This window comes from Enterococcus sp. DIV0175 (genome assembly GCF_050529075.1).
Classification (GTDB): domain Bacteria; phylum Bacillota; class Bacilli; order Lactobacillales; family Enterococcaceae; genus Enterococcus_B; species Enterococcus_B thailandicus.
Map to the genome: position 1 here is coordinate 306,966 of NZ_CP172880.1, position 21,018 is coordinate 327,983.

A 21,018-nucleotide genomic window follows, 5' to 3' on the forward strand; every position below is an offset into this window, starting at 1 on the left:
ATTTTATCACATATTCGAGAATACACAACAGAAATATTCTTTTTATTTTTTACAAGGATCGTTACAGAAGAAAATCCGGGAGGGGTAAAGATGAAGAAAAATTACACGATTGGCCTTGATATTGGAACAGCAAGTGTCGGGTGGGCAGTACTGACAGAAGATTATGAGTTGATAAAACGAAAAATGAAAATTTCGGGTAATACACAAAAAAAAGCAGTCAAAAAAAATTTTTGGGGTGTTCGCTTATTTGAGCAGGGTGAAACAGCTGAAGGACGCCGATTGAAACGAACGACTCGCCGAAGAATCGCTCGACGCCGTCAACGAATTCAATATTTGCGTACAATATTTGATGAAGGAATGAATCAAGTTGATGCGAATTTCTTTGCTCGTTTGGATGAGAGCTTTTCTATCATAGATGAAAAAGAAAATGAACGTCACCCGATTTTTGGAAATGTAGCAGAAGAAGTAGCTTATCATGAACAGTTTCCGACGATTTATCATTTACGTGAGCATTTAGCCAATTCCTCTGAGCAAGCAGATCTACGTTTGGTTTATCTTGCACTAGCGCACATCATTAAATTCAGAGGACACTTTTTGATTGAAGGGGAGCTGAATACAGAAAATTCTTCTGTTTCTGGGACGTTTGAACAGTTTATTAAAGTCTATAATGAAACATTCAACGTTGAAAAAGCATTGGACTTAACGGTCGATTTAGACGGGATTGCCGAGCAAAAAATCTCTCGCATGAAGCGAGCAGAACTGATTTTAAGTTTATTTCCTGAAGAAAAAAGTACAGGAGACTTTGCTCAATTTATCAAAATGATTGTTGGAAATCAAGGGAATGTCAAAAAAACATTTTCGTTGAATGAAGACGCTAAAATCCAATTTTCAAAAGAAGAGTATGAAGAAAATTTGGAAACGTTACTTGCTGAGATAGGTGAGGATTTCCGTAGTGTATTTGATGCAGCAAAAAGTGTCTATGATGCGATTTCGCTAGCCAATATTTTGAAAGTAACGGATGCTACGACACGTGCCAAATTATCAAGTAGTATGGTTGTGCGTTTTACAGATCACAAAGAAGATCTAAAAACATTGAAGCGATTTGTTCGTGAAAACTTACCAGACGAATATGATGATCTATTTAAAAATAAAAAAGTAGCTGGGTACGCAGGGTATATCGATGGCAACGAGACACAAGAAGCATTTTACAAATATTTGAAAAAAACGTTGGCGAAAGCGACAGGCGCGGAAGGTTTCTTAGCAAAAATGGAGCAGGAGGATTTTTTACGCAAACAAAGAACTTTTGATAACGGTGTGATTCCTTATCAACTTCATTTAGAAGAATTAAAAGCAATTATCAAAAATCAAAAATCCTATTATTCATTTTTGGATGAAGAAAAAATTAGTCAGCTCATGACATTTAGAATTCCTTACTATGTAGGTCCGTTGGCTAAAGAAAAGGGACAGTTTGCTTGGCTAACGCGAAAAGAAATGGGGAAAATCACACCTTGGAATCTGAATGAAAAAGTAGATATTGAAAAATCAGCAACGGACTTTGTGGAACGGATGACAAACAACGACTCTTATTTGCCAATGGAAAAAGTCTTGCCTAAGCATAGTCTGTTATATGAAACATTTACTGTTTACAATGAATTGACTAAGGTGAGATACATTGATGATAACGGGCGTGCACAAAATTTTTCGAGTAAAGAGAAACGGCAAATCGTCAATGAGTTATTTAAACAACAACGAAAAGTCAAAAAAGAAATGCTAGAGGCTTTCCTGAAAAATGAGTATGGCATTGAAAATCCAAAGGTTGAAGGAATCGAAAAATCTTTTAATGCATGTTTAGGGACATATCATGATTTAATCAAACTGGGGATCCGCCCAGAGTTATTTGAGCAACCAGAACATGAACAACAATTTGAACAAATCGTGAAAATATTGACTGTCTTTGAAGATCGTAAAATGCGCCGTGAACAATTAGAAAAGTTCTCCAACATATTGACTGAAGAAGAACAAAAGCAATTGGAACGTAAACATTACAAAGGCTGGGGACGTTTATCTGCCAAACTGATTCATGGCATTGTTGACCAAAAAACACAGAAAACGATTCTCGATTATTTAATTGATGATGATGATCTGCCGAAAAATCGTAACCGTAACTTTATGCAATTAATTAACGATGAAAATCTATCTTTTAAAGAAGAAATCGAAAAAATAGCTTTTGATAATGACAAGAGCACAGAAGAAATCGTACAGGAACTAGCAGGTAGCCCCGCGATCAAAAAAGGTATTTTACAAAGCTTAAAAATCGTGGAAGAAATCATTGATATCATGGGAGAATTACCAACAAATATTGTTGTAGAAATGGCGAGAGAAAACCAAACAACCGCTCAGGGAAATCGTGCTTCGAAAGCGCGCATGAAATATTTAGAAGAATCCATCAAAAAATTAGGTAGTAGTATTTTGGAAGATGAACCGATTAGCAAAGACGCTAATTTACTAAGAAATGATCGTTTGTTCTTGTATTATCTGCAAAATGGGCGTGATATGTATACCGGCAATGAGTTAGACATTAACAACTTATCTTCCTATGATATCGATCACATTATTCCTCAAAGTTTCGTCAAAGATGATTCAATCGACAACCGCGTGTTGACTACCTCTAGCATGAATCGTGGAAAATCAAACACAGTACCTGCTGAAAGCGTAGTAAAAAAAATGCGACCTACTTGGGAAAGACTTTTGGCTTCTGGTCTAATCAGTAAAAAGAAATTTAGTTATTTGACGAAAGCAACCAACGGCGGTTTGACTGAAGAGGACAAAGCACATTTCATTCAACGTCAGTTAGTTGAGACACGCCAAATCACAAAAAATGTTGCCCAGATTTTACACCAAAAATATAACAATGAACAATCATCCGAAAAACCAGTTCGTGTGATTACGTTAAAATCTGCTTTAGCAAGCCAGTTTCGAAAAGACTTTTCGTTATATAAAATTCGTGAACTCAATGATTATCACCATGCACAAGATGCTTACTTGAATGGGGTCATTGCTCAAGCTTTATTAAAAGTTTATCCGAAACTTGAGCCTGAATTTGTTTATGGTGAGTACCAAAAAGTTTCGATTCGTGCCCTTAACAAGGCAACTGCAAAAAAAGAGTTCTATTCAAACATTATGAACTTTTTTACAAGTGATGAGATGGTAGCTAACGAAGAAACGGGCGAAGTCCTTTGGAATCGTCAAAGAGACATCAAGACAATCAAAAAAGTGATGAACTATCATCAAATGAATATTGTAAAGAAAGTTGAAATACAAACAGGTGCGTTTACGAAAGAATCAATCTTACCTAAAGGACCGTCGAAAAAATTGATTGCTAGAAAAAACAATTGGGCACCTGTCAATTATGGCGGGGTTGACAGTCCAACGGTGGCGTATTCTGTTATTATTACTCATGAAAAAGGAAAAGCTGCAAAAGTTGTCCAACAATTAGTCGGAATCAAAATTTTAGAACGTCAAGCGTTTGAACAAGACGAAGTCGCCTTCTTAGAAGAAAAAGGCTTTATCCATCCCAAAGTTCAATTGAAGCTACCAAAATATTCTTTATATCAATTTGCTGATGGTCGTCGCCGCCTATTGGCAAGTGCAGAGGAATCACAAAAAGGCAATCAAATGGTCTTGCCAGTGCATCTGATTGAATTGCTATATCATGCGAAACACGTGAGCGATTCTAGTGGTAAAAGCTTGGAGTATTTGAATGAGCATCGCCACGAATTTGCTGAATTACTAGAAGCAATTTTACAGTTCACTGAACAATACATTGATGCGGAAAAAAATAAGAAGAAAGTCCGTGATTTATATGAAAAGAATCAGGATACTGATATGAAAGAACTAGCTTCTTCATTTATTCAGTTACTTCAATTAAATAAACAAGGCGCACCAGCCGATTTCAAATTCTTTGGTGAGACTATTCCACGTAGAAGATATAAAAATACGGCAGAAATAGTTGATGCAACATTTATTAACCAATCAATTACAGGATTATACGAGACTCAAAGAAGGTTGGTCTGAGTTAATGGGTTGGCGGACAGTAGTAGTAAATACGCATTCTAAATTGACTTACAAAAACAATCATCTAGTTTTTCGGACATATGATCGACAAGAATTGATCCATCTGTCTGAAATTGATGTTCTCTTACTGGAAACAACAGACATTACGTTAACTACCATGTTAATTAAACGTTTGATTGATGAAAATATTCTGATTCTTTTTTGCGATGATAAGCGTTTGCCTATTGGTAAATTGTTATCTTTCTATGCACGTCATGATAGCAGTTTACAATTAGCTCGGCAGTTGGAATGGGAAGAAAACAGAAAAGCGGAAATTTGGACCGAAATCATTTCACAAAAAATCTTGAATCAAAGTCAGTTGCTAACTGGCTTTGATCTTCAAGAGAAAGCAGCTTCACTCCTCAACTTGCAAAGCGAGTTAGAAATTTTTGATCCAAGTAATCGCGAAGGCCATGCCGCAAGAATCTATTTCAATGCCTTGTTTGGTAAAGAGTTTACACGTGAGGCGGACAATGCAATCAATGCCGGGTTGAATTATGGCTACACGTTATTATTGAGTATGTTTGCAAGAGAGGTTGTTCAAACAGGTTGCATGACGCAATTTGGATTAAAGCATGCGAATCAGTTCAATGATTTCAACTTAGCAAGTGATTTTATGGAACCATTTCGACCGTTAGTTGATCACATCGTTTATGAAAATCGACATCAGGAATTTCAAGTAATCAAGCGATCACTATTTGATTTGTTTACGAACAACTATCCTTATCATAACAAAAAAATGTTTTTGACCAATATCATCAGTGATTATACGAAAAAAGTAGTGAAATCACTAAATAAAGAGATAGAAGGGGCGCCTAATTTTAGGATATGAGCTATCGTTATATGAGAATGATTTTGATGTTCGACATGCCGACAGAAACTGCAGAAGAAAGAAAAATTTATCGGAGATTTCGGAAATTCTTGCTTAGTGAAGGCTTTATTATGCACCAATTTTCTGTTTATAGTAAGATTTTGCTGAATAACACTGCCAATACTGCTATGATCAATCGCTTGAAGCAACATAATCCTAGAAAGGGATTGGTAACAATTTTGACGGTTACGGAAAAACAATTTGCACGAATGATCTATTTGACAGGAGAACAGGATACTTGCATTGGAAATTCGGATGCAAGGGTCGTTTTTTTAGGAGAAGCACATGATGAATCTGAACTTTAAGCTACTTGATGAATCGTTAAAATTAAATTTATCAACGATTTTAGTAGTTGAAGATGTAAAGACTTACGCACGTACCGTTGAACAGTTTTATCGCTATGATGAGATGAGCGAACTAAAATTGTTTGATAAAAATCAAAAAAATCTCAAAGAATCTGAACTGATTTTGATAACAGATATCTTGGGGTATGAAGTAAATTCACCTGCAACATTGAAATTTATTTATGCAGATTTAGAAAATCAGCTGAATGAAAAGCCAGAAATCAAAACCAAAATTGATCGTTTGTCGATGGAAATTGCCAAAGTGATGCAACACGAATTGTTAGAACATGTGCTAGATCTTGAAGAAGATGAGTTGACCCTCATGGAGATATTTAAGTGCTTAGGAATACGGATTGAAACGAAAAGTGATACCATTTTAGAAAAAATGATTGAAGTAATCCAAGTATATCGTTATCTAGTGAAAAAGAAGCTATTGGTATTCGTGAATGCTTGTTCTTATTTAACCACGACAGAATTACAAACATTAATTGACCATATTTCTTTATACAATGTAGATGTATTATTTTTAGAACCTCGACCAGTTGAGGGAGTTGCACAACAAATTCTAGACCAAGATTATTTTTTGACAAGAAGATAACAGATAGGACTAATTTTTTCGTTCTTTGACAAGTAAATCAAACCAATGAAGCATTCAGGCTGAAGCCTTGCTATGGGCGAATAGTGCGATTACGGAACCTCAAAAATTTGAGCCGAGGTTTTAGAGCTATGTTGTTTTGAATGCTTCCAAAACATCTCAACAAGTAAACCCAACATACCCACTGTTTTAGAGCTATGTTGTTTTGAATGCTTCCAAAACGTACAGATAAGCAACTGTTACAAATGACTAGTTTTAGAGCTATGTTGTTTTGAATGCTTCCAAAACTACACACAACAACACTAATGTAGCAAGTGAGTTTTAGAGCTATGTTGTTTTGAATGCTTCCAAAACTTAAATTTGGCAACGCCTTTTCCTACATTGGTTTTAGAGCTATGTTGTTTTGAATGCTTCCAAAACAATCGAAAAAATACTCGATTTACTACGGCAGTTTTAGAGCTATGTTGTTTTGAATGCTTCCAAAACTTCAGTGATGGTTTTGCTATGTTCTTGTCTGTTTTAGAGCTATGTTGTTTTGAATGCTTCCAAAACTATTTAGTTTTCATTCGTATAGGATTTATCGTTTTAGAGCTATGTTGTTTTGAATGCTTCCAAAACTCTCAATCACAATTCGCAGATAGCAGTACTGTTTTAGAGCTATGTTGTTTTGAATGCTTCCAAAACATATTCTTATACTAAACTTTCAAACGTTGCAGTTTTAGAGCTATGTTGTTTTGAATGCTTCCAAAACATTTGCACGTGTGAACTTGATACGCCACCAGTTTTAGAGCTATGTTGTTTTGAATGCTTCCAAAACGAAACGACCGTTGTCTGTTCGACCGCTTTCGTTTTAGAGCTATGTTGTTTTGAATGCTTCCAAAACTACATTCAATACCTTTTCGTTACTTGGGGCGTTTTAGAGCTATGTTGTTTTGAATGCTTCCAAAACACAACCAAAATTTGGACGTGTTCGCTTTGCGTTTTAGAGCTATGTTGTTTTGAATGCTTCCAAAACGTGAGTATTTTGACCAAAATACAGAACTATGTTTTAGAGCTATGTTGTTTTGAACGCTTCCAAAACTGTTTTTGTCATTTTGTTCCAGTCGAAACTGTTTTAGAGCTATGCTGTTTGACGGACAAACTCATCTGTTTCTGAAAGCAAGCAGTACACATTCATACGATCAAATAAAAAAAGATGTAACAAATGGAAAAATAACAATGATTGAAGATGCAAAAAATTTTGAAGGAAATCCAGTGGTGAGGGTTATAGCACAAACAAGTAAAGAAGATGTCGGAAAGAGTGACACGCTAGGACGAAGCGATTTCCAGTTCCTAGGTGCTAATACTGAATTATTTACACCGCTACTTAGCAAATAGATAGGCAAAAAAAGTGTAAAGGAAGTATTTATGAAAAAGGTTGTTGTTACACTCATAATAATAACTATCCTTGTCGTAGGGTTTCTTTTCGTAGACGCTAAACGTACAGAAAATCTACTACAAAATAAGGTTGAAAGTACCACTACAAGTGATGAAGAGGCAAATGACAGTTCAATCCAGTTCAAAATTATTGATTCAAATAAAAGAGATTTGGGAAAAATGATTAACCTGAATAAGTTAGACTCAAATGAAATCTGTTTTATCTTTGATTATTTGCCTTTCGATTATTATACTGGTCTTTATTTGGATGGCGAAGAGGTCCAGCAACCAACTGGTGCCACTAAACTGGAATTTGGATTTTATTTGGATGAGGACAAAAATAGTCAGTTTTTGAAAAAAGGGAAATACAAGATTGATATAAAAATAGTTGAAATTAAAGAAGATAGTAAAAAAAGGCAATATTTTGAAGAAATATCTTTTGAATATTCCATACAATAATGCTTTGGAGCTATACTGTCTTGAATAGGTACAAAGATTATTTTTGGCACAAATCTGAGGGGAATGCTAGAGACTGTGAAATTTTGTTAATTACTTTAAGTTTTTTTGCTACAAAAACTCATGATTCATGAGCTTGATAGGATGATCCTCTCTACTATATACATAATGTTCACCGAGAATAGACAAAGATACGATGTCACTGGCAAATACTTGATATAATCAGAGAAGTAACGAGTACAGATTCAAAGTAGGGAGACTTGAGACTTTTAAATAAACTTCATTTGTTGGTTGAGTTGCAGGTCGATCGTTTCTAGCGTAAAGTTTGCTCTTGTGATTGTATTTCTGATTTTTACGATAATAATATTAGGGACAGTTTCATAAAATTCATAAAAATTAATACAAAAAATCCTACAAATACAGTGTTTTTTACTGTGATTGCAGGATTTTTTTGCTTATTATAAAATGAAAAATCGAAGAGCTGCTAAAGAGATCATCCCTACGATGACAATTACTAGTAAGTTTTTAGAAATGATTGCACTGATTACTGTTGGCAAGGAAGCAAGTAAGTTTTCCCAGTCAATGCTTGGAAGATGTCCCAGGTTTTGAATGAATAAACTATTGAACCATAAGGCAGACATGATAACGATTGGTACGAAGCTCAAAAATTCTGCTACGGGTTGGGAAAAGTTCATTCGCTTAATAAAAAGAAAAGGTAAGACTCGTGATAACCAAGTCGCTAAGCCGCAACCTAAAATAGTAAAAAAAAGATAACTAGTAGAATACATGTTTCATCATCACCCCAAATCCACAGCCTAAAAGTGTTACCACAATAATTAATAAATTACTTGGTATAAAGATTAATCCAAGAACGATTAATACGAGTGTAAATAGAATAACGGAAAATTGCAGAGAAAGAGGTAATGTCCGATCTGCGATTACCTGAAGATAAAGCAGGCCAATAAACATCGCAACAATTGCAAAATCAAGTCCGAGTTGTTTGGGATCGTTAATAAAGTTACCCATCAGAGCACCAATCATTGTTGCTCCAACCCATGTTAAATAAGAAATAATATTTGCTGTATTGAGCCACTCAAATGATAGCTTTCCTTTACTAAAATTCAATTTGTTCATTCCCAACGCAAAACTTTCATCTGTTAGTAGTGTTCCTAGCATCATATTTTGTGCTAATGTATTTTCTTTCAAATAATTTGCTAAGGTTGTACTCATTAAGATCATACGTGAGTTGACTAGAAAAGTGGATAAAATAATTGATAATACAGGGCTTGAAACAGTTAGCATGCTGACAGTGATGAATTGTGCAGAACCTGCGTAAACAAAAGCTGAGAGCATGAAAATAACGAATAAATGAAGACCAGCAGCGTGTCCAACGACACCGAATGCAATGCCAATGCCGATATACCCAAAAACAGTAGGCAAAGTATCTTTAATGGCTGTTTTATAATCTAATTGTCCGTTCATCCTTTTTCTCCTTTCTTGATGTGCCGCTAAGCATAGCAGAAAACTTATTGAGTTTCTACTTGTGTGTCAAAATAAATACTTGGAAATTTTCTCTAAAGTTTTGTCAAGAAAATTGAAACATTTAGTTAAGCGTAAACGATTGCGTTAGACTGAGAGTAAGTGATTGTATTTTTTGGAAGGAGAAAAGAAGTATGAATGATTTAGAGATGTATCGCAGGCTATTAGCGATTGCTGAAGCAGGATTGTACTATGGAAAAGATGAATTTGACAAAGAGCGGTATCAAGAGTTAAAGAAGCTTTCTTTGGAGCTACTGAGCAAGGTGGGGAAGGAGTCCGTTGACGAGCTAGCTCAATTAACAGAAAGAAATGAAGGATACCCGACACCTAAAGTTGATGTTCGCGCGTATATTAAGGAAGAAGCTAAAGTGTTGCTGGTTGAAGACAAAAAAACAAAAGAATGGGCGTTACCAGGTGGTTATGCCGAAGTAGGTTTGTCTCCAAAAGAAAATATTCAAAAAGAAGTATTAGAAGAAACCGGATTAATTGTTCAAGTGAATGATTTATTAGGTGTTTTTGATACGAATTTGAGAAAAGATATTCCGCAAGTCTATCAATATTATAAACTGATTTTTAGTTGCTCGATTATCAAAGGTTCTTTTGTTGAAAATAACGAAACTTCAAATATGGCTTTTTTTGCATTAGATAGCTTACCTAAACTGTCGGTAAAACGAACAACGAGAGAACAACTAGCGTATTTGCAGCAACAAGAGAACACTTATTTTGAGTGAAGTAATTCAAACCATTGAGTCAAATCAATTAGCAGATGAGCGGATTGATTTGGCTCTTAGTTAATCAAAATAAATTGTTGCATTTACAACAAATAAGAGTAAACTAGAAAATAAATAAGTGAAAAGAGGGGTTTAATTGGTAGAGATTCTTCGAGATATTGGTGTGATTGCTCGAGCATTGGACTCAATCAGTAATATTGAATTCAAAGAAGTTGATTTGACGCGTGGGCAGTATCTTTACCTGGTTCGAATTTGTGAAAATCCCGGAATTATTCAGGAAAAATTAGCAGAAATAATCAAAGTAGATCGGACAACAACTGCTCGTGCCATTAAAAAATTGGAAAAAAACGGGATGATCAAGAAAGAGCAAGATCAAGAAAATAGAAAAATAAGACATCTTTACCCAACAAGTAAAGGAAAAACTGTTTATCCTTTGATCATTCGAGAAAATGAGCATTCAAATCAAGTTGCGTTACAAGGGATTACAGAAGAGGAAGCACAACAACTGAAAACTTTATTAGAAAAAGTGAGTGCAAACGTAAGTGATGATTGGAATTTTGTAAAAAAAGGAAATAAACGAATTTATTGAAAGGAAATCTTATTTTATATGGAAGAAATAACGCTAAAAAAACTAACAGAAGACGATGCACAACAACTACAAACAATCAGCATTGAAACGTATGTAGACACATTTGGAGAATTCAATACAGCAGAAAATATGGCGACTTATTTGGAAGAAGCTTATGAAATCGATAAGTTACGTCGAGAATTAACTACGATTGGTTCGGAATTTTATTTATTAATGGTGTCCGATATCCCAGCAGCTTATCTAAAAATTAATATTGATGAACAACAATCAGAAGAGATGCCAGCAATCTTTTTAGAAATTGAACGCATTTATGTGCGAAAACAGTTTAAACGTATGGGCCTAGGAAATCGTTTGATGGAACTAGCGATTGCTAAAGCGAAGGAAAAAAAGAAAGAAAAAATTTGGTTAGGTGTTTGGGAACACAATAAAACAGCATTAGCTTTTTATGATAAATGGGGATTTACTCATTTTAGTGAACATATTTTTTATATGGGTGATGATGCACAAACAGATTATATCTTTGTCAAAGAACTTCTTGGAGAGGATGAAAAGTGAAATGAAAAAGGTGATAGTTGATACAACATTTTGGGAAGTTTTTCCGGAGGCGACGATTGAACTACTAGTTATTGAAGGAATGAATAATCAGGTTGATCTGTCCAATGAACCGGGATTTACTCAGTTACTGGATCAAGCGGCGAAAAAAGCACAAGTTTATCTAACGGAGGAGCCATTTAGTCAAAATGAAGTGATTGCACAGTGGCGTAAAGCTTTTACGAAATTCAAAACTAAAAAAGGTGCACGTTCATCAATTGAAGCTTTATTAAAGCGAGTTAGCCAAGGCCGCAAATTTTTGCCAATTAATCCATTAGTGGACTGCTACAACAGTATTTCTTTAGAATATGGTGTGCCATGTGGGGGCGAAGATCTAGAAAAAATCAAAGGTCATTTACAACTGGGAAAAGCAGTTGGTGGCGAAAAATTTTTGCCTTTGGGTGCACTAGATGATGCGCCGGCTTTACCAGAAGAACTAATTTATTTTGATGAAGAGGGCGCAATTTGTCGGTGTTTGAATTGGCGTGAAGCACAGCGAACGATGCTGACGGAAGAAACCACAAAGGCAGTCTTGGTGATTGAGTCAATCAATGAAGAGCAAGCATTTCGTGGCGCACAAGCAATGGAAGCTTTGAAAGAATTAACGGAGAAAACGTTCAACATAACTGGAAAAAGAAGTACGTTAACAGCTGAAAACCCTGAAACGGTTATTCAATAAAAAAACTAATGTTAGTATGATCGTCTTAAATGAAAGCTTAGGCTGAAAAATGTTCGTGTTTTGCTGATTATTCTAAATTTTGGTTTACTTATGTTGCTAATTATTATATGATTAAACACGTCGTTTTAGTGTTTAATCATTTTTTTGCGGACTTATTTTTTAATGTTCGGATTTTTAGGAGGATGTCAGATGAAGGAAAAAATACTTTCCTACTTCGAGCTAGAAAAGCTAAATACTACGGTCAAACGTGAGGTGTTAGCTGGTTTTACTACGTTTATTTCGATGGCGTATATTTTATTTGTTAATCCAACTGTATTGGGTGCTTCTGGTATGGATGAAGGAGCGGTCTTTACAGCAACGGCCTTAGCAAGTGCGCTGGGCTGTATTTTAATGGGCGTTTTGGCACGTTATCCGATAGCAACTGCACCAGCACTAGGAATTAATGCGTTCTTTGCTTATTCTGTTTGTTTGGGAATGGGTATTCCTTGGGAAACAGCACTAGCAGGGGTATTTGTAGCTTCGTTGATTTTTATAATCATTACGATTTTTAAATTACGTGAGATGATTATTGATGCGATTCCAGCAGATTTAAAGTATGCGATTTCCGGGGGAATTGGTTTATTTATTGCTTTCTTAGGTTTAAGTGAAGGTGGAATTATTGTAGCAAATGAATCAACATTGGTAGGCTTAGGCCCGTTGAACGTGGGATCTACTTGGTTAACTATATTTGGTTTGGTAGTGACAGCTATTCTATTGGTTCGTCGTGTTCCAGGTGGAATTTTTATTGGGATGATTGGAACCACATTACTTGGTTTAGTTACTGGTTTGATCCAAATGCCAACACAAATCATTTCAGCTGCACCAAGCTTGAAACCAACATTTTTGGTTGCTCTGAAACACATTGGTGACATTAATTCTCTACAAATGTGGGTCGTTGTCTTAACTTTCTTATTAGTTACTTTCTTTGATACAGCCGGAACTTTAGTTGGTTTAGCCAATCAAGCGGGCTTCATGCGAGAGAACAAAATGCCTCGAGTTGGTAAAGCGTTGGCAGCTGATTCAACAGCAATGTTAGCTGGCTCATTGTTAGGAACTTCGCCAGTTGGCGCCTATGTAGAATCTTCCGCAGGGATTGCTGTGGGCGGACGCTCTGGTTTGACTGCTATTACAACGGGTGGATTTTTCTTGCTAGGTTTGTTCTTCTCACCTTTATTAGCAATCGTAACACCACAAGTTACGGCACCAGCATTGATTATTGTAGGTGTACTGATGGCTCAGTCACTTCGCCAAATTGAATGGGGAAAAATGGAAATTGCGATTCCTTCTTTCTTGATTTTGATTGGTATGCCATTAACTTACAGTATCTCTGATGGGATTGCGTTAGGATTTATTTTCTATCCAATCACAATGATTGCTGCCAAACGTGGAAAAGAAGTTTCGCCTATCATGTATTTATTATTCTTTGTTTTTATTGGCTTTATGTGGATTTTAAATGTGAATTAGCAGATAAATCATGGTCTATTTGTAAGTGAAATAACTTACAGATAGGCTTTTTTCTTAATTAAAACAGAAGAAAAGATACAATTTATTGATTTGTAGGCGTTTTATTAGTAAAATTATGATGAGTAAAACTAACTCACAACAATTGGAGGTAACATCATGAAACACACAAAATTAGCAACAACAGTCGTAACTTTGGCAGCAGCAGGAATGTTTTTAACAGCTTGTGGCTCAGATTCAGATAAAGGAACAGCAGCATCTTCTTCAAGCACTGCTTCAACAACAGAAGTAGTTTCAGGTGCATCAGTAAGTGATAAAGCAAGCGACTTAGAAAAAGCATTAGGTGCTGACGGTAACTGGATCGTTGCAACCACTGCAGACGTTACATTTGATAACGACGTAACCGTTGCTGGTGAATTCCACGACAAAGGTGAAGCAAGTAACGATATCTACCGTAAATTTGCTTTGTATGCACAAGATGATAAACATACAGTAACAGATGAATATACAGTAACAGTTCCAACATTGATCGTTGAATCAGAAAACTTCAACATCGTTCACGGAACAGTTAAAGGAAACATCGAAGTAAAAGCAAACGGCTTTGTTTTAAACGGTGCTAAAGTTGACGGAAACATCACATTTGAAAAACAAGAATATAAAGATTCTGCTGTTTTAGATGAAGATGGTGCATCAGTAACTGGTGACGTAACAGTCGCTGAATAAAATGATGTATTTAACTAAATAGCATCTAGCTTTTTCACCAAGTGATCTTGGTAGAGAGAAGTAATCCAGAGGAGAAGTCCTCTGGATTTTTTTGTGTTGTGAAGAGATGTTAATTGATTCAAAAATTGTTATCGTTAACATTTATCACGAATATTCTTTCTAGTGATTGTTGTGAAAGGCTTTTTGTTTTTTTTAATGAAAAACGACAAGAAACGGTCTATTTACTATTTGATTTAGTCACGCTACAATTCAATCAACAAGATTTAAAGCGAAAAAGCTAATTTAGTTGAACAAAAACGTAAGCGATTTCTTTTTTTGCTTTAGTAAATGTGCAGGAGGAATGAATATGAGTGAACAGTGGTGGCAACGCGCAGTCGTTTACCAAATCTATCCACGTAGTTTTCAAGATACAAATGGAGATGGAGTTGGCGATTTACAAGGAATCATTCGGCGATTAGATTATTTAGAAAATTTAGGGATTGATGCTATCTGGCTTTCACCTGTTTATCAATCACCGAACGACGATAATGGGTACGACATCAGTAATTACGAAGAAATCATGAGTGAATTTGGCACGATGACGGATATGGAAGAATTGATTGCAGAAGGAAGAAAGAGAAATATCCGAATCATTATGGATTTGGTAGTCAATCATACCTCAGATGAACATGCTTGGTTTGTTGAAGCACGCAAGAGTCCAGAAAATCCTTATCGTGATTACTACATTTGGCGTGACCCTGTTGCCGGTCAGGTGCCTAATGAGCTGCGTTCTACTTTTAGTGGTTCTGCTTGGGAATTTGATGAGGCATCAGGACAATATTTCTTGCATTTATTTAGTAGAAAACAACCGGATTTAAACTGGGAAAATGAAAAAGTCCGTCAAGAAGTCTATGACATGATGAATTTTTGGATTGAGAAAGGCGTCGGCGGATTCCGAATGGACGTGATTGATTTGATAGGCAAACTTCCAGATCAAGAAATTACAGGAAATGGACCAAGACTTCATGAATATTTACAGGAAATGAATACTGAAACGTTTGGTGGAAAAGATCTCTTAACGGTTGGTGAAACATGGGGTGCCACGCCAGAAATTGCGAAGCGATATTCTGATCCAAAGCGAAATGAACTATCTATGGTTTTCCAATTTGAACATGTTGGCTTAGACCAACAAGCAGGAAAAGAAAAATGGGATTTAGCACCATTAGATTTAACCAAGTTGAAGGAAGTATTGTCAAAATGGCAAACTTCTTTAGGAAACGAAGGGTGGAATAGTTTATTTTGGAATAACCATGATTTGCCGCGAATCGTTTCAAGATGGGGAAACGACCAACAGTATCGAGTAGAGAGTGCCAAAATGTTTGCGATTCTTTTGCACATGATGAAAGGGACGCCGTATATTTATCAAGGAGAAGAAATTGGAATGACGAATTATCCGATTTCTGACATTTCAGAAGCAGAAGACATTGAAACCATCAATATGTATCATGAACGAATTGAAAAAGGCTATACCAAAGAAGAAATTATTCGGTCAATCAATACAAAAGGACGAGATAACGCACGTACCCCCATGCAGTGGGACGACAGTCCAAACGGTGGATTCACTACAGGAACACCATGGTTACATGTGAATCCAAACTATCAAACGATCAATGTGGAACAAGCATTAACAGATTCGAGTTCGATTTTTTATACCTATCAGCAATTGATTGCTTTACGAAAAGAACATGACGTTATTGTGTGGGGGGAGTATGAATTAGTGCAAACATCCACAGAGATTTTTGCTTATTTACGTAGTTTAGGTGATGAAAAATGGCTGATTGCATGCAATTTATCTGAACAAAGTCAGACACTTTCAGTTCCAAAAAGTAAAGAAATTATTTTAACCAACTATGAATTGACTGAGGTACCTGTTGGGGAAGTGACGATGCGTCCTTATGAAGCGTTTGTGTTAAAGGTTTGACAAGAAATAAACGATAAAAGTCAGGCAATTCCAATAATTTTCGTGAGCTGTCTGACTTTATTGACAAGTTATTACGAAAAAATAGGTATAGATTTTTGACAAATAATCCAAAGCATCATATGATATGCACACATGATTTTTTCAACAAAGGTATACAATTGTTTTGTAACTTTAAATAACGAAAATTAAGATGCTTGAATCATTTTTTTCGTGAAAAGAAAGAGTAGCTAACAAATGCAACCGGCGTGGTTCAAATCATTGGAAGTTTTTGCTTAAGTAATAATTCTTGATCAGAAACTTTACATAAATTCGCTCCAATTCATTTACAATTCAAACACACACAAGAAAACTTAGTAAAAGAGACGAACTCACCTGAGGGAGAGAAGGATTCTTTTTTTCTGAGTTTTTTTGTTGTTTTTAAGAAAAAATCGTTAAGAAGAGTGATATTTTTGAAACATTTTGGTTGAAATGCTATTCTGCAAATAGGAAGATCAGAAAAGGAGAACATAGATGAAGATTGTAATCATTGGTGGTTCATTCGCAGGAATCCGCGCAGCTCAATTACTTAACGAAGCGTGTCCACAAGCAGAAATCTATTTGATCGAAAAACAAAATGAAATCGGTTTTATCCCAAGTAGCTTTCATCTGCTTTTGACGAAACAAATCGTTGATAAAAAACAAAGTCACTGGATAACAAAAGAAAGACTTGAAGAAACTAGTCGAATCAATGTATTGACACAAAAGTCAGCGATTGGATTAGTTGAAAACGAAGTGTTATTAGACAACGGCGAAAAGGTGCCTTTTGACCAATTGATTATTGCGACGGGTTCAGCACAAAGCTTTAAACGATTGGACGAGGCTGAGGCACAGCATATTTATTCAGTTAAGAGTGGAACCAATTTTACTGAGCTGGAAACAGTGCTCGCACAAGCGGATAAAGTAGCGGTGGTTGGGGGCGGCCAAGTGGGTGTGGAATTAGCAGAAGACTTAACAACTCTAGGGAAGAAAGTTGATCTTTATGAAAGCCGCAACCAGATTTTGTTTCGTTATCTTGATGAACAAATGACAGAGCCAATCCTGAATGAGATGACAAAAAGCGGCATACAGCTTTTCTTGAATGAACAAGTCCAAGTTTTAGCCGATAAAAATGGTGCTATTTTAGAATCTGAAAAACGCAAAGCTCGTTATGATGTAGTTTTATTAGCGAATCATACGCGCCCAGATAACCGTTTGTGGGCAGAGACTATCAAGCTGAATGATGATGGAACGATTTGGGTAGACGACTATTTACGAACTTCACGAAAAGATGTGTATGCTATTGGCGATGCCATCCAAGTAACCTTTCGACCAACACAAGAAAAAATGTATGTTTCGCTAGTGAACAATGCCATTCGAACAGCACAAGTAGTTAGTCAAACAATCAGCGGCAAACCGACGAAAGATGTGGGCACCTACCGACCCGTTGGTAATAAATGGTTTGGTCACTTTGTTGGCAGTGTAGGCTTAACGGAAAGTGAACGATTTTTTTATGCAAGAAAAGTTCGGAAAATCAATCAAGAACATCGTGTTTCGCTGACGAATAATGAAAAGATTTCTCTTCAGTTATTAGTTGATCAAGAGACGGATCAGTTGATTGGTGCACAACTTCAAAGTAAATCATCGGTTTTCCGATTATTGGATTTATTGACGATTGCGATTGAGCAGCAGTGGACGCTACAACAACTGGAAGCGCATGAGTTATTTTTCAAACCAGAATACCGGACTCCAGAAACGATTTTGACAGAGATGAGTGGGTCTTCCTATGAGGATTGAAGAATTACTAGAAAAGAAGGAGCAACTACAAGTAACAATTTTACGTCAGTTGGTCTTGCGAGGTGGACAGGCATCCTTGAATGAGTTACGTCATGAAGTGGATTTGTCCAAGTCATCCTTTGATTCCTACTTGGAAGAAATTGAACTGATTGGTTTAAGTATGCAAAAAAAAGTAGAAGTTGTTCGAACCGATTATCAAGTAATCTTGTCTTTGGATGAAACAGTAAGTTTGGAACAAATTGTGTTACATCTTTTACAAGATAGCTTGAAATATAAATTACTGACATATTTATTGGAACATCAGCAAGCTTCAATCGTTCAATTAGCAACGGCTTTTTCTATCAGTGAGTCGTCTGTTTTTCGTAAAATCAAAGAATTAAATCTATTATTGAAAGAGTTTGGAATCCAGATAAAGAATGGTCAACTTTACGGAGAAGAACTCCAAGTACGGTATTTTTATTACGAATTATTCCAATTTATTCCTGAAGAACAACGTCCACTTTATCTTCAAAATACACCAGATAAAAAGACCATTATTTTAGGGTTGGAAAATGTGTTAGAAACTAGTTTTTCCGCATTTTCGACTGCCCAACTAGCTTGTTGGGTTGGAATTACGAAGAAGCGATTGGTGAGCGAAAAAACTACTTTTTCAACTTTGCGGGAAAAGAAAAAGCTGTATCAAGAGGACCGGCTATATCAAGCAGTTGACTCGATCTTGATTTTATATTTGAGTCGATTAGCAGCGGATTTAAGTGCATATGAAACACTGATGTTTTATAGTTTTTTTGTTTCTTTTTCTATTTTAGAAGAGGAGACTTTTTACCAATATGAGTTAACCCGAAGCAAAAAATTACCAACTGCGGTTTTGGATACATACATTCGAGAAACAATGTTATGGCATTACCGTCCAAGGAGATTAAAAATTAGTGAAGAAAAGGCTGTGGGGTATCAACTCTCGCAAATCAACAATGAATTATATTTCTTTTATGGTAAATTAACGATTTATGATCGTAAACATTTGCTCGAACAGCAGAAAAAAATGCTTGGTCATTCTTTAAGCAAGTTATTGGAACAACTAAAAGAAACAGCAATCAAGCAGTTACCTGCGAAAAAGTTTGATGCTCAAACGTTGGATAACTTAATGATTTTATATGCCAGCGTTCTGATGATGATTGATTTTTATATTGCTAAATTGGTAGTTATCGGGATTGATTTGACAACGTTACCGATTTACCGCATTGCTTTCCAACAATTTTTATTGAGCGAGCTTAAGGGAATCAGCGGTGTTCAGGTAGAATCGTATCAAGAAGGGAAAAAATACGATCTTATCATAACGTTTAATCAAATCAATAAGGAAGAGAATCGGTATTATCTTTCTGAATTTGCTTCTAGTTATGACATTGTGCGATTGAAAAAACAAATTGAACGCTACAAAAAAGAAAAAAATTAATATCTTTGAAAACCAGATGTATCAAGGGGTTGAAAGAAAACTGTCAAAAATAATTCAAAAAAATCAATTTTTGGCAGTTTCTTTTTTTAAATACATTGTATGATTAGTTCAGTTAAAGAAAGCGTTTGCAAAAAATGGAGGGATAACAATGACAGAATCAACTTACATTATGGCCATTGATCAAGGAACAACGAGCTCACGAGCGATCATCTTTGACAAAAAGGGAAGACACATCGGCAGTTCGCAAAAAGAGTTCACTCAACATTTTCCTCAAGATGGTTGGGTAGAGCACGATGCAAATGAAATTTGGAACTCAGTTCAATCAGTTATTGCAGGAGCATTTATTGAATCAGGAATCAAACCCAATCAAATCGCTGGGATTGGTATTACGAATCAACGTGAAACGACAGTTGTTTGGGAAAAAGATACAGGACGACCAATTTATCACGCAATTGTTTGGCAATCTCGTCAATCAGCAGATATTGCGAATCAATTGAAAGAAGAAGGTTATCAAAAATTCTTCCATGAAAAAACAGGATTAGTGATTGATGCTTACTTCTCGGCTACTAAAATTCGTTGGATTTTAGACCATGTGGAGGGTGCGCAAGAGCGTGCAGAAAAAGGCGAATTACTTTTTGGAACAATTGACTCATGGTTGGTTTGGAAGTTGACGGATGGACAAGCACACGTAACAGACTATTCAAACGCCAGCAGAACGATGTTGTTTAATATTCATAACTTAGAATGGGATCAAGAGATTCTTGATTTGTTGAACATTCCTCGTGCAATGCTACCAAAAGCAACGTCAAATTCAGAAGTTTATGGTCATACACAAGGCTATCATTTTTATGGTAGTGAGGCACCAATTTCAGGAATGGCTGGCGACCAACAAGCAGCATTATTTGGTCAGATGGCATTTGAACCTGGGATGGTAAAAAATACGTATGGTACAGGTTCATTTATTGTCATGAACACTGGAGAAACGCCACAATTATCAAAAAATAATTTATTAACCACGATTGGTTATGGGATCAATGGCAAAGTGTACTATGCGTTAGAAGGAAGTATTTTTGTGGCAGGTTCTTCTATCCAATGGCTACGCGATGGGTTACAGATGATGCAAAAAGCAAGTGACTCAGAGGAAGCGGCAAGACGTTCAACAAGTGATGATGAAGTCTATGTTGTTCCAGCATTTGTAGGTCTAGGTGCCCCTTATTGGGATCAAGCCGCACGTGGAGCAATGTTTGGGATTACTCGTGGAACGACGAAAGAAGATATCATTAAAGCAACATTACAAGGAATTGCTTATCAAGTGCGTGACATCATTGAAACAATGCAGGCAGATACGGGCATTCAAATTCCAGTATTAAAAGTAGATGGTGGAGCTGCCAACAATGAGTATTTGATGCAATTTCAAACAGATATTTTGAACACACCAATCCAACGAGCTGAAAACTTGGAAACCACTGCTTTAGGAGCAGCTTTCTTGGCAGGTTTAGCAGTAGGTTATTGGAAAGATATGGATGAAATTCGTGAATTTTACGAAGCTGGAAAAATGTTTGAGGTTCAAATGGAAGAACCAAGACGTGAGAAACTTTACAGTGGCTGGAAAAAAGCTGTAGAAGCAACACGCGTATTTGAATAAGGGA

Annotated in this window: 18 protein-coding genes and 1 CRISPR repeat array; of the genes, 16 read left to right on the forward strand and 2 right to left on the reverse strand. The window is 36.1% G+C overall.

What is annotated here, in order from left to right:
* Positions 1-90 precede the first annotated feature (90 nt).
* The 6 genes from cas9 to IGJ76_RS01575 all read left to right on the forward strand — a co-directional run bounded on the left by cas9 (position 91) and on the right by IGJ76_RS01575 (position 7,798).
* Positions 91-4,074 (forward strand): type II CRISPR RNA-guided endonuclease Cas9, encoded by a 3,984-nt coding sequence (gene cas9 / locus IGJ76_RS01550; RefSeq protein ID WP_430596688.1) that lies wholly within the window; start codon positions 91-93, stop codon positions 4,072-4,074.
* A 4-nt stretch (positions 4,075-4,078) separates the two neighbouring features.
* Positions 4,079-4,945 carry a type II CRISPR-associated endonuclease Cas1 gene (cas1, locus tag IGJ76_RS01555; RefSeq protein ID WP_075490984.1) on the forward strand — a complete coding sequence of 289 codons (867 nt, stop codon included), beginning with the start codon at positions 4,079-4,081 and terminating at the stop codon, positions 4,943-4,945.
* The gene (cas2, locus tag IGJ76_RS01560; RefSeq protein ID WP_075490982.1) at positions 4,942-5,289 is read left to right on the forward strand and encodes a CRISPR-associated endonuclease Cas2; all 348 of its coding nucleotides are present in this window, start codon (positions 4,942-4,944) and stop codon (positions 5,287-5,289) included. The genes cas1 and cas2 overlap by 4 nt, the downstream gene beginning before the upstream one ends.
* Positions 5,273-5,926 (forward strand): type II-A CRISPR-associated protein Csn2, encoded by a 654-nt coding sequence (gene csn2 / locus IGJ76_RS01565; RefSeq protein WP_067483143.1) that lies wholly within the window; start codon positions 5,273-5,275, stop codon positions 5,924-5,926. Before cas2 ends, csn2 begins: the two co-directional genes overlap by 17 nt.
* Before the next feature lie 117 nt (positions 5,927-6,043).
* Positions 6,044-7,004: a CRISPR direct-repeat array (repeat unit 36 nt; unit sequence GTTTTAGAGCTATGTTGTTTTGAATGCTTCCAAAAC).
* A gap of 137 nt (positions 7,005-7,141) precedes the next feature.
* A complete protein-coding gene (locus IGJ76_RS01570; RefSeq protein ID WP_430596689.1) occupies positions 7,142-7,300 on the forward strand; it encodes a hypothetical protein in 159 nt (52 codons plus the stop codon).
* A gap of 30 nt (positions 7,301-7,330) precedes the next feature.
* On the forward strand, positions 7,331-7,798 hold the full coding sequence (locus IGJ76_RS01575) for a hypothetical protein (protein ID WP_430596690.1): 468 nt from the start codon (positions 7,331-7,333) through the stop codon (positions 7,796-7,798).
* 455 nt (positions 7,799-8,253) lie between these two features.
* On the opposite strand, the gene IGJ76_RS01580 is transcribed toward IGJ76_RS01575, so the two are convergent.
* Both IGJ76_RS01580 and IGJ76_RS01585 read right to left on the reverse strand, forming a co-directional pair.
* Entirely contained in the window at positions 8,254-8,583 is a 330-nt protein-coding gene (locus tag IGJ76_RS01580) for an AzlD domain-containing protein (RefSeq protein ID WP_071868598.1), read from the reverse strand.
* Positions 8,570-9,277, reverse strand: a complete 708-nt coding sequence (locus IGJ76_RS01585) for an AzlC family ABC transporter permease (protein WP_071868599.1) — start codon at positions 9,275-9,277, stop codon at positions 8,570-8,572. Before IGJ76_RS01585 ends, IGJ76_RS01580 begins: the two co-directional genes overlap by 14 nt.
* A 191-nt stretch (positions 9,278-9,468) precedes the next feature.
* Between IGJ76_RS01585 and IGJ76_RS01590 the strand changes: the two genes are divergently transcribed.
* From IGJ76_RS01590 to glpK, 10 genes are all read left to right on the forward strand, one after another.
* Complete coding sequence (locus tag IGJ76_RS01590) at positions 9,469-10,065, forward strand: NUDIX hydrolase N-terminal domain-containing protein (protein WP_067483134.1); 597 nt, start codon at positions 9,469-9,471, stop codon at positions 10,063-10,065.
* A gap of 136 nt (positions 10,066-10,201) precedes the next feature.
* Entirely contained in the window at positions 10,202-10,654 is a 453-nt protein-coding gene (locus IGJ76_RS01595; protein ID WP_430596691.1) for a MarR family winged helix-turn-helix transcriptional regulator, read from the forward strand.
* An 18-nt stretch (positions 10,655-10,672) separates the two neighbouring features.
* Complete coding sequence (locus IGJ76_RS01600; RefSeq protein ID WP_067483130.1) at positions 10,673-11,209, forward strand: GNAT family N-acetyltransferase; 537 nt, start codon at positions 10,673-10,675, stop codon at positions 11,207-11,209.
* 1 nt (position 11,210) lies between these two features.
* Entirely contained in the window at positions 11,211-11,924 is a 714-nt protein-coding gene (locus tag IGJ76_RS01605) for a B3/B4 domain-containing protein (RefSeq protein ID WP_067483694.1), read from the forward strand.
* Between the two features lie 189 nt (positions 11,925-12,113).
* Positions 12,114-13,427 (forward strand): NCS2 family permease, encoded by a 1,314-nt coding sequence (locus IGJ76_RS01610; protein WP_067483128.1) that lies wholly within the window; start codon positions 12,114-12,116, stop codon positions 13,425-13,427.
* 156 nt (positions 13,428-13,583) lie between these two features.
* Positions 13,584-14,147, forward strand: coding sequence for a polymer-forming cytoskeletal protein (locus IGJ76_RS01615; RefSeq protein WP_067483127.1), 564 nt, complete (start codon positions 13,584-13,586; stop codon positions 14,145-14,147).
* 346 nt (positions 14,148-14,493) lie between these two features.
* Positions 14,494-16,107 (forward strand): glycoside hydrolase family 13 protein, encoded by a 1,614-nt coding sequence (locus IGJ76_RS01620; protein WP_430596692.1) that lies wholly within the window; start codon positions 14,494-14,496, stop codon positions 16,105-16,107.
* 510 nt (positions 16,108-16,617) lie between these two features.
* Entirely contained in the window at positions 16,618-17,919 is a 1,302-nt protein-coding gene (locus tag IGJ76_RS01625) for an FAD-dependent oxidoreductase (RefSeq protein WP_430596693.1), read from the forward strand.
* Positions 17,909-19,369, forward strand: a complete 1,461-nt coding sequence (locus IGJ76_RS01630; RefSeq protein WP_067481503.1) for a helix-turn-helix domain-containing protein — start codon at positions 17,909-17,911, stop codon at positions 19,367-19,369. The genes IGJ76_RS01625 and IGJ76_RS01630 overlap by 11 nt, the downstream gene beginning before the upstream one ends.
* 148 nt (positions 19,370-19,517) lie before the next feature.
* The gene (gene glpK, locus IGJ76_RS01635; RefSeq protein WP_071868602.1) at positions 19,518-21,014 is read left to right on the forward strand and encodes a glycerol kinase GlpK; all 1,497 of its coding nucleotides are present in this window, start codon (positions 19,518-19,520) and stop codon (positions 21,012-21,014) included.
* The last annotated feature ends 4 nt before the right edge of the window (positions 21,015-21,018 follow it).

Excerpts from the sequence above, each read along its gene's own strand:
- cas9 (WP_430596688.1), top strand. The coding sequence starts at position 91 with ATGAAGAAAAATTACACGATTGGCCTTGATATTGGAACAGCAAGTGTC.
- cas1 (WP_075490984.1), top strand. The coding sequence starts at position 4,079 with ATGGGTTGGCGGACAGTAGTAGTAAATACGCATTCTAAATTGACTTAC.
- cas2 (WP_075490982.1), top strand. The coding sequence starts at position 4,942 with ATGAGCTATCGTTATATGAGAATGATTTTGATGTTCGACATGCCGACA.
- csn2 (WP_067483143.1), top strand. The coding sequence starts at position 5,273 with ATGAATCTGAACTTTAAGCTACTTGATGAATCGTTAAAATTAAATTTA.
- IGJ76_RS01570 (WP_430596689.1), top strand. The coding sequence starts at position 7,142 with ATGATTGAAGATGCAAAAAATTTTGAAGGAAATCCAGTGGTGAGGGTT.
- IGJ76_RS01575 (WP_430596690.1), top strand. The coding sequence starts at position 7,331 with ATGAAAAAGGTTGTTGTTACACTCATAATAATAACTATCCTTGTCGTA.
- IGJ76_RS01580 (WP_071868598.1), bottom strand. The coding sequence starts at position 8,583 with ATGTATTCTACTAGTTATCTTTTTTTTACTATTTTAGGTTGCGGCTTA.
- IGJ76_RS01585 (WP_071868599.1), bottom strand. The coding sequence starts at position 9,277 with ATGAACGGACAATTAGATTATAAAACAGCCATTAAAGATACTTTGCCT.
- IGJ76_RS01590 (WP_067483134.1), top strand. The coding sequence starts at position 9,469 with ATGAATGATTTAGAGATGTATCGCAGGCTATTAGCGATTGCTGAAGCA.
- IGJ76_RS01600 (WP_067483130.1), top strand. The coding sequence starts at position 10,673 with ATGGAAGAAATAACGCTAAAAAAACTAACAGAAGACGATGCACAACAA.
- IGJ76_RS01605 (WP_067483694.1), top strand. The coding sequence starts at position 11,211 with ATGAAAAAGGTGATAGTTGATACAACATTTTGGGAAGTTTTTCCGGAG.
- IGJ76_RS01610 (WP_067483128.1), top strand. The coding sequence starts at position 12,114 with ATGAAGGAAAAAATACTTTCCTACTTCGAGCTAGAAAAGCTAAATACT.
- IGJ76_RS01615 (WP_067483127.1), top strand. The coding sequence starts at position 13,584 with ATGAAACACACAAAATTAGCAACAACAGTCGTAACTTTGGCAGCAGCA.
- IGJ76_RS01620 (WP_430596692.1), top strand. The coding sequence starts at position 14,494 with ATGAGTGAACAGTGGTGGCAACGCGCAGTCGTTTACCAAATCTATCCA.
- IGJ76_RS01625 (WP_430596693.1), top strand. The coding sequence starts at position 16,618 with ATGAAGATTGTAATCATTGGTGGTTCATTCGCAGGAATCCGCGCAGCT.
- IGJ76_RS01630 (WP_067481503.1), top strand. The coding sequence starts at position 17,909 with ATGAGGATTGAAGAATTACTAGAAAAGAAGGAGCAACTACAAGTAACA.
- glpK (WP_071868602.1), top strand. The coding sequence starts at position 19,518 with ATGACAGAATCAACTTACATTATGGCCATTGATCAAGGAACAACGAGC.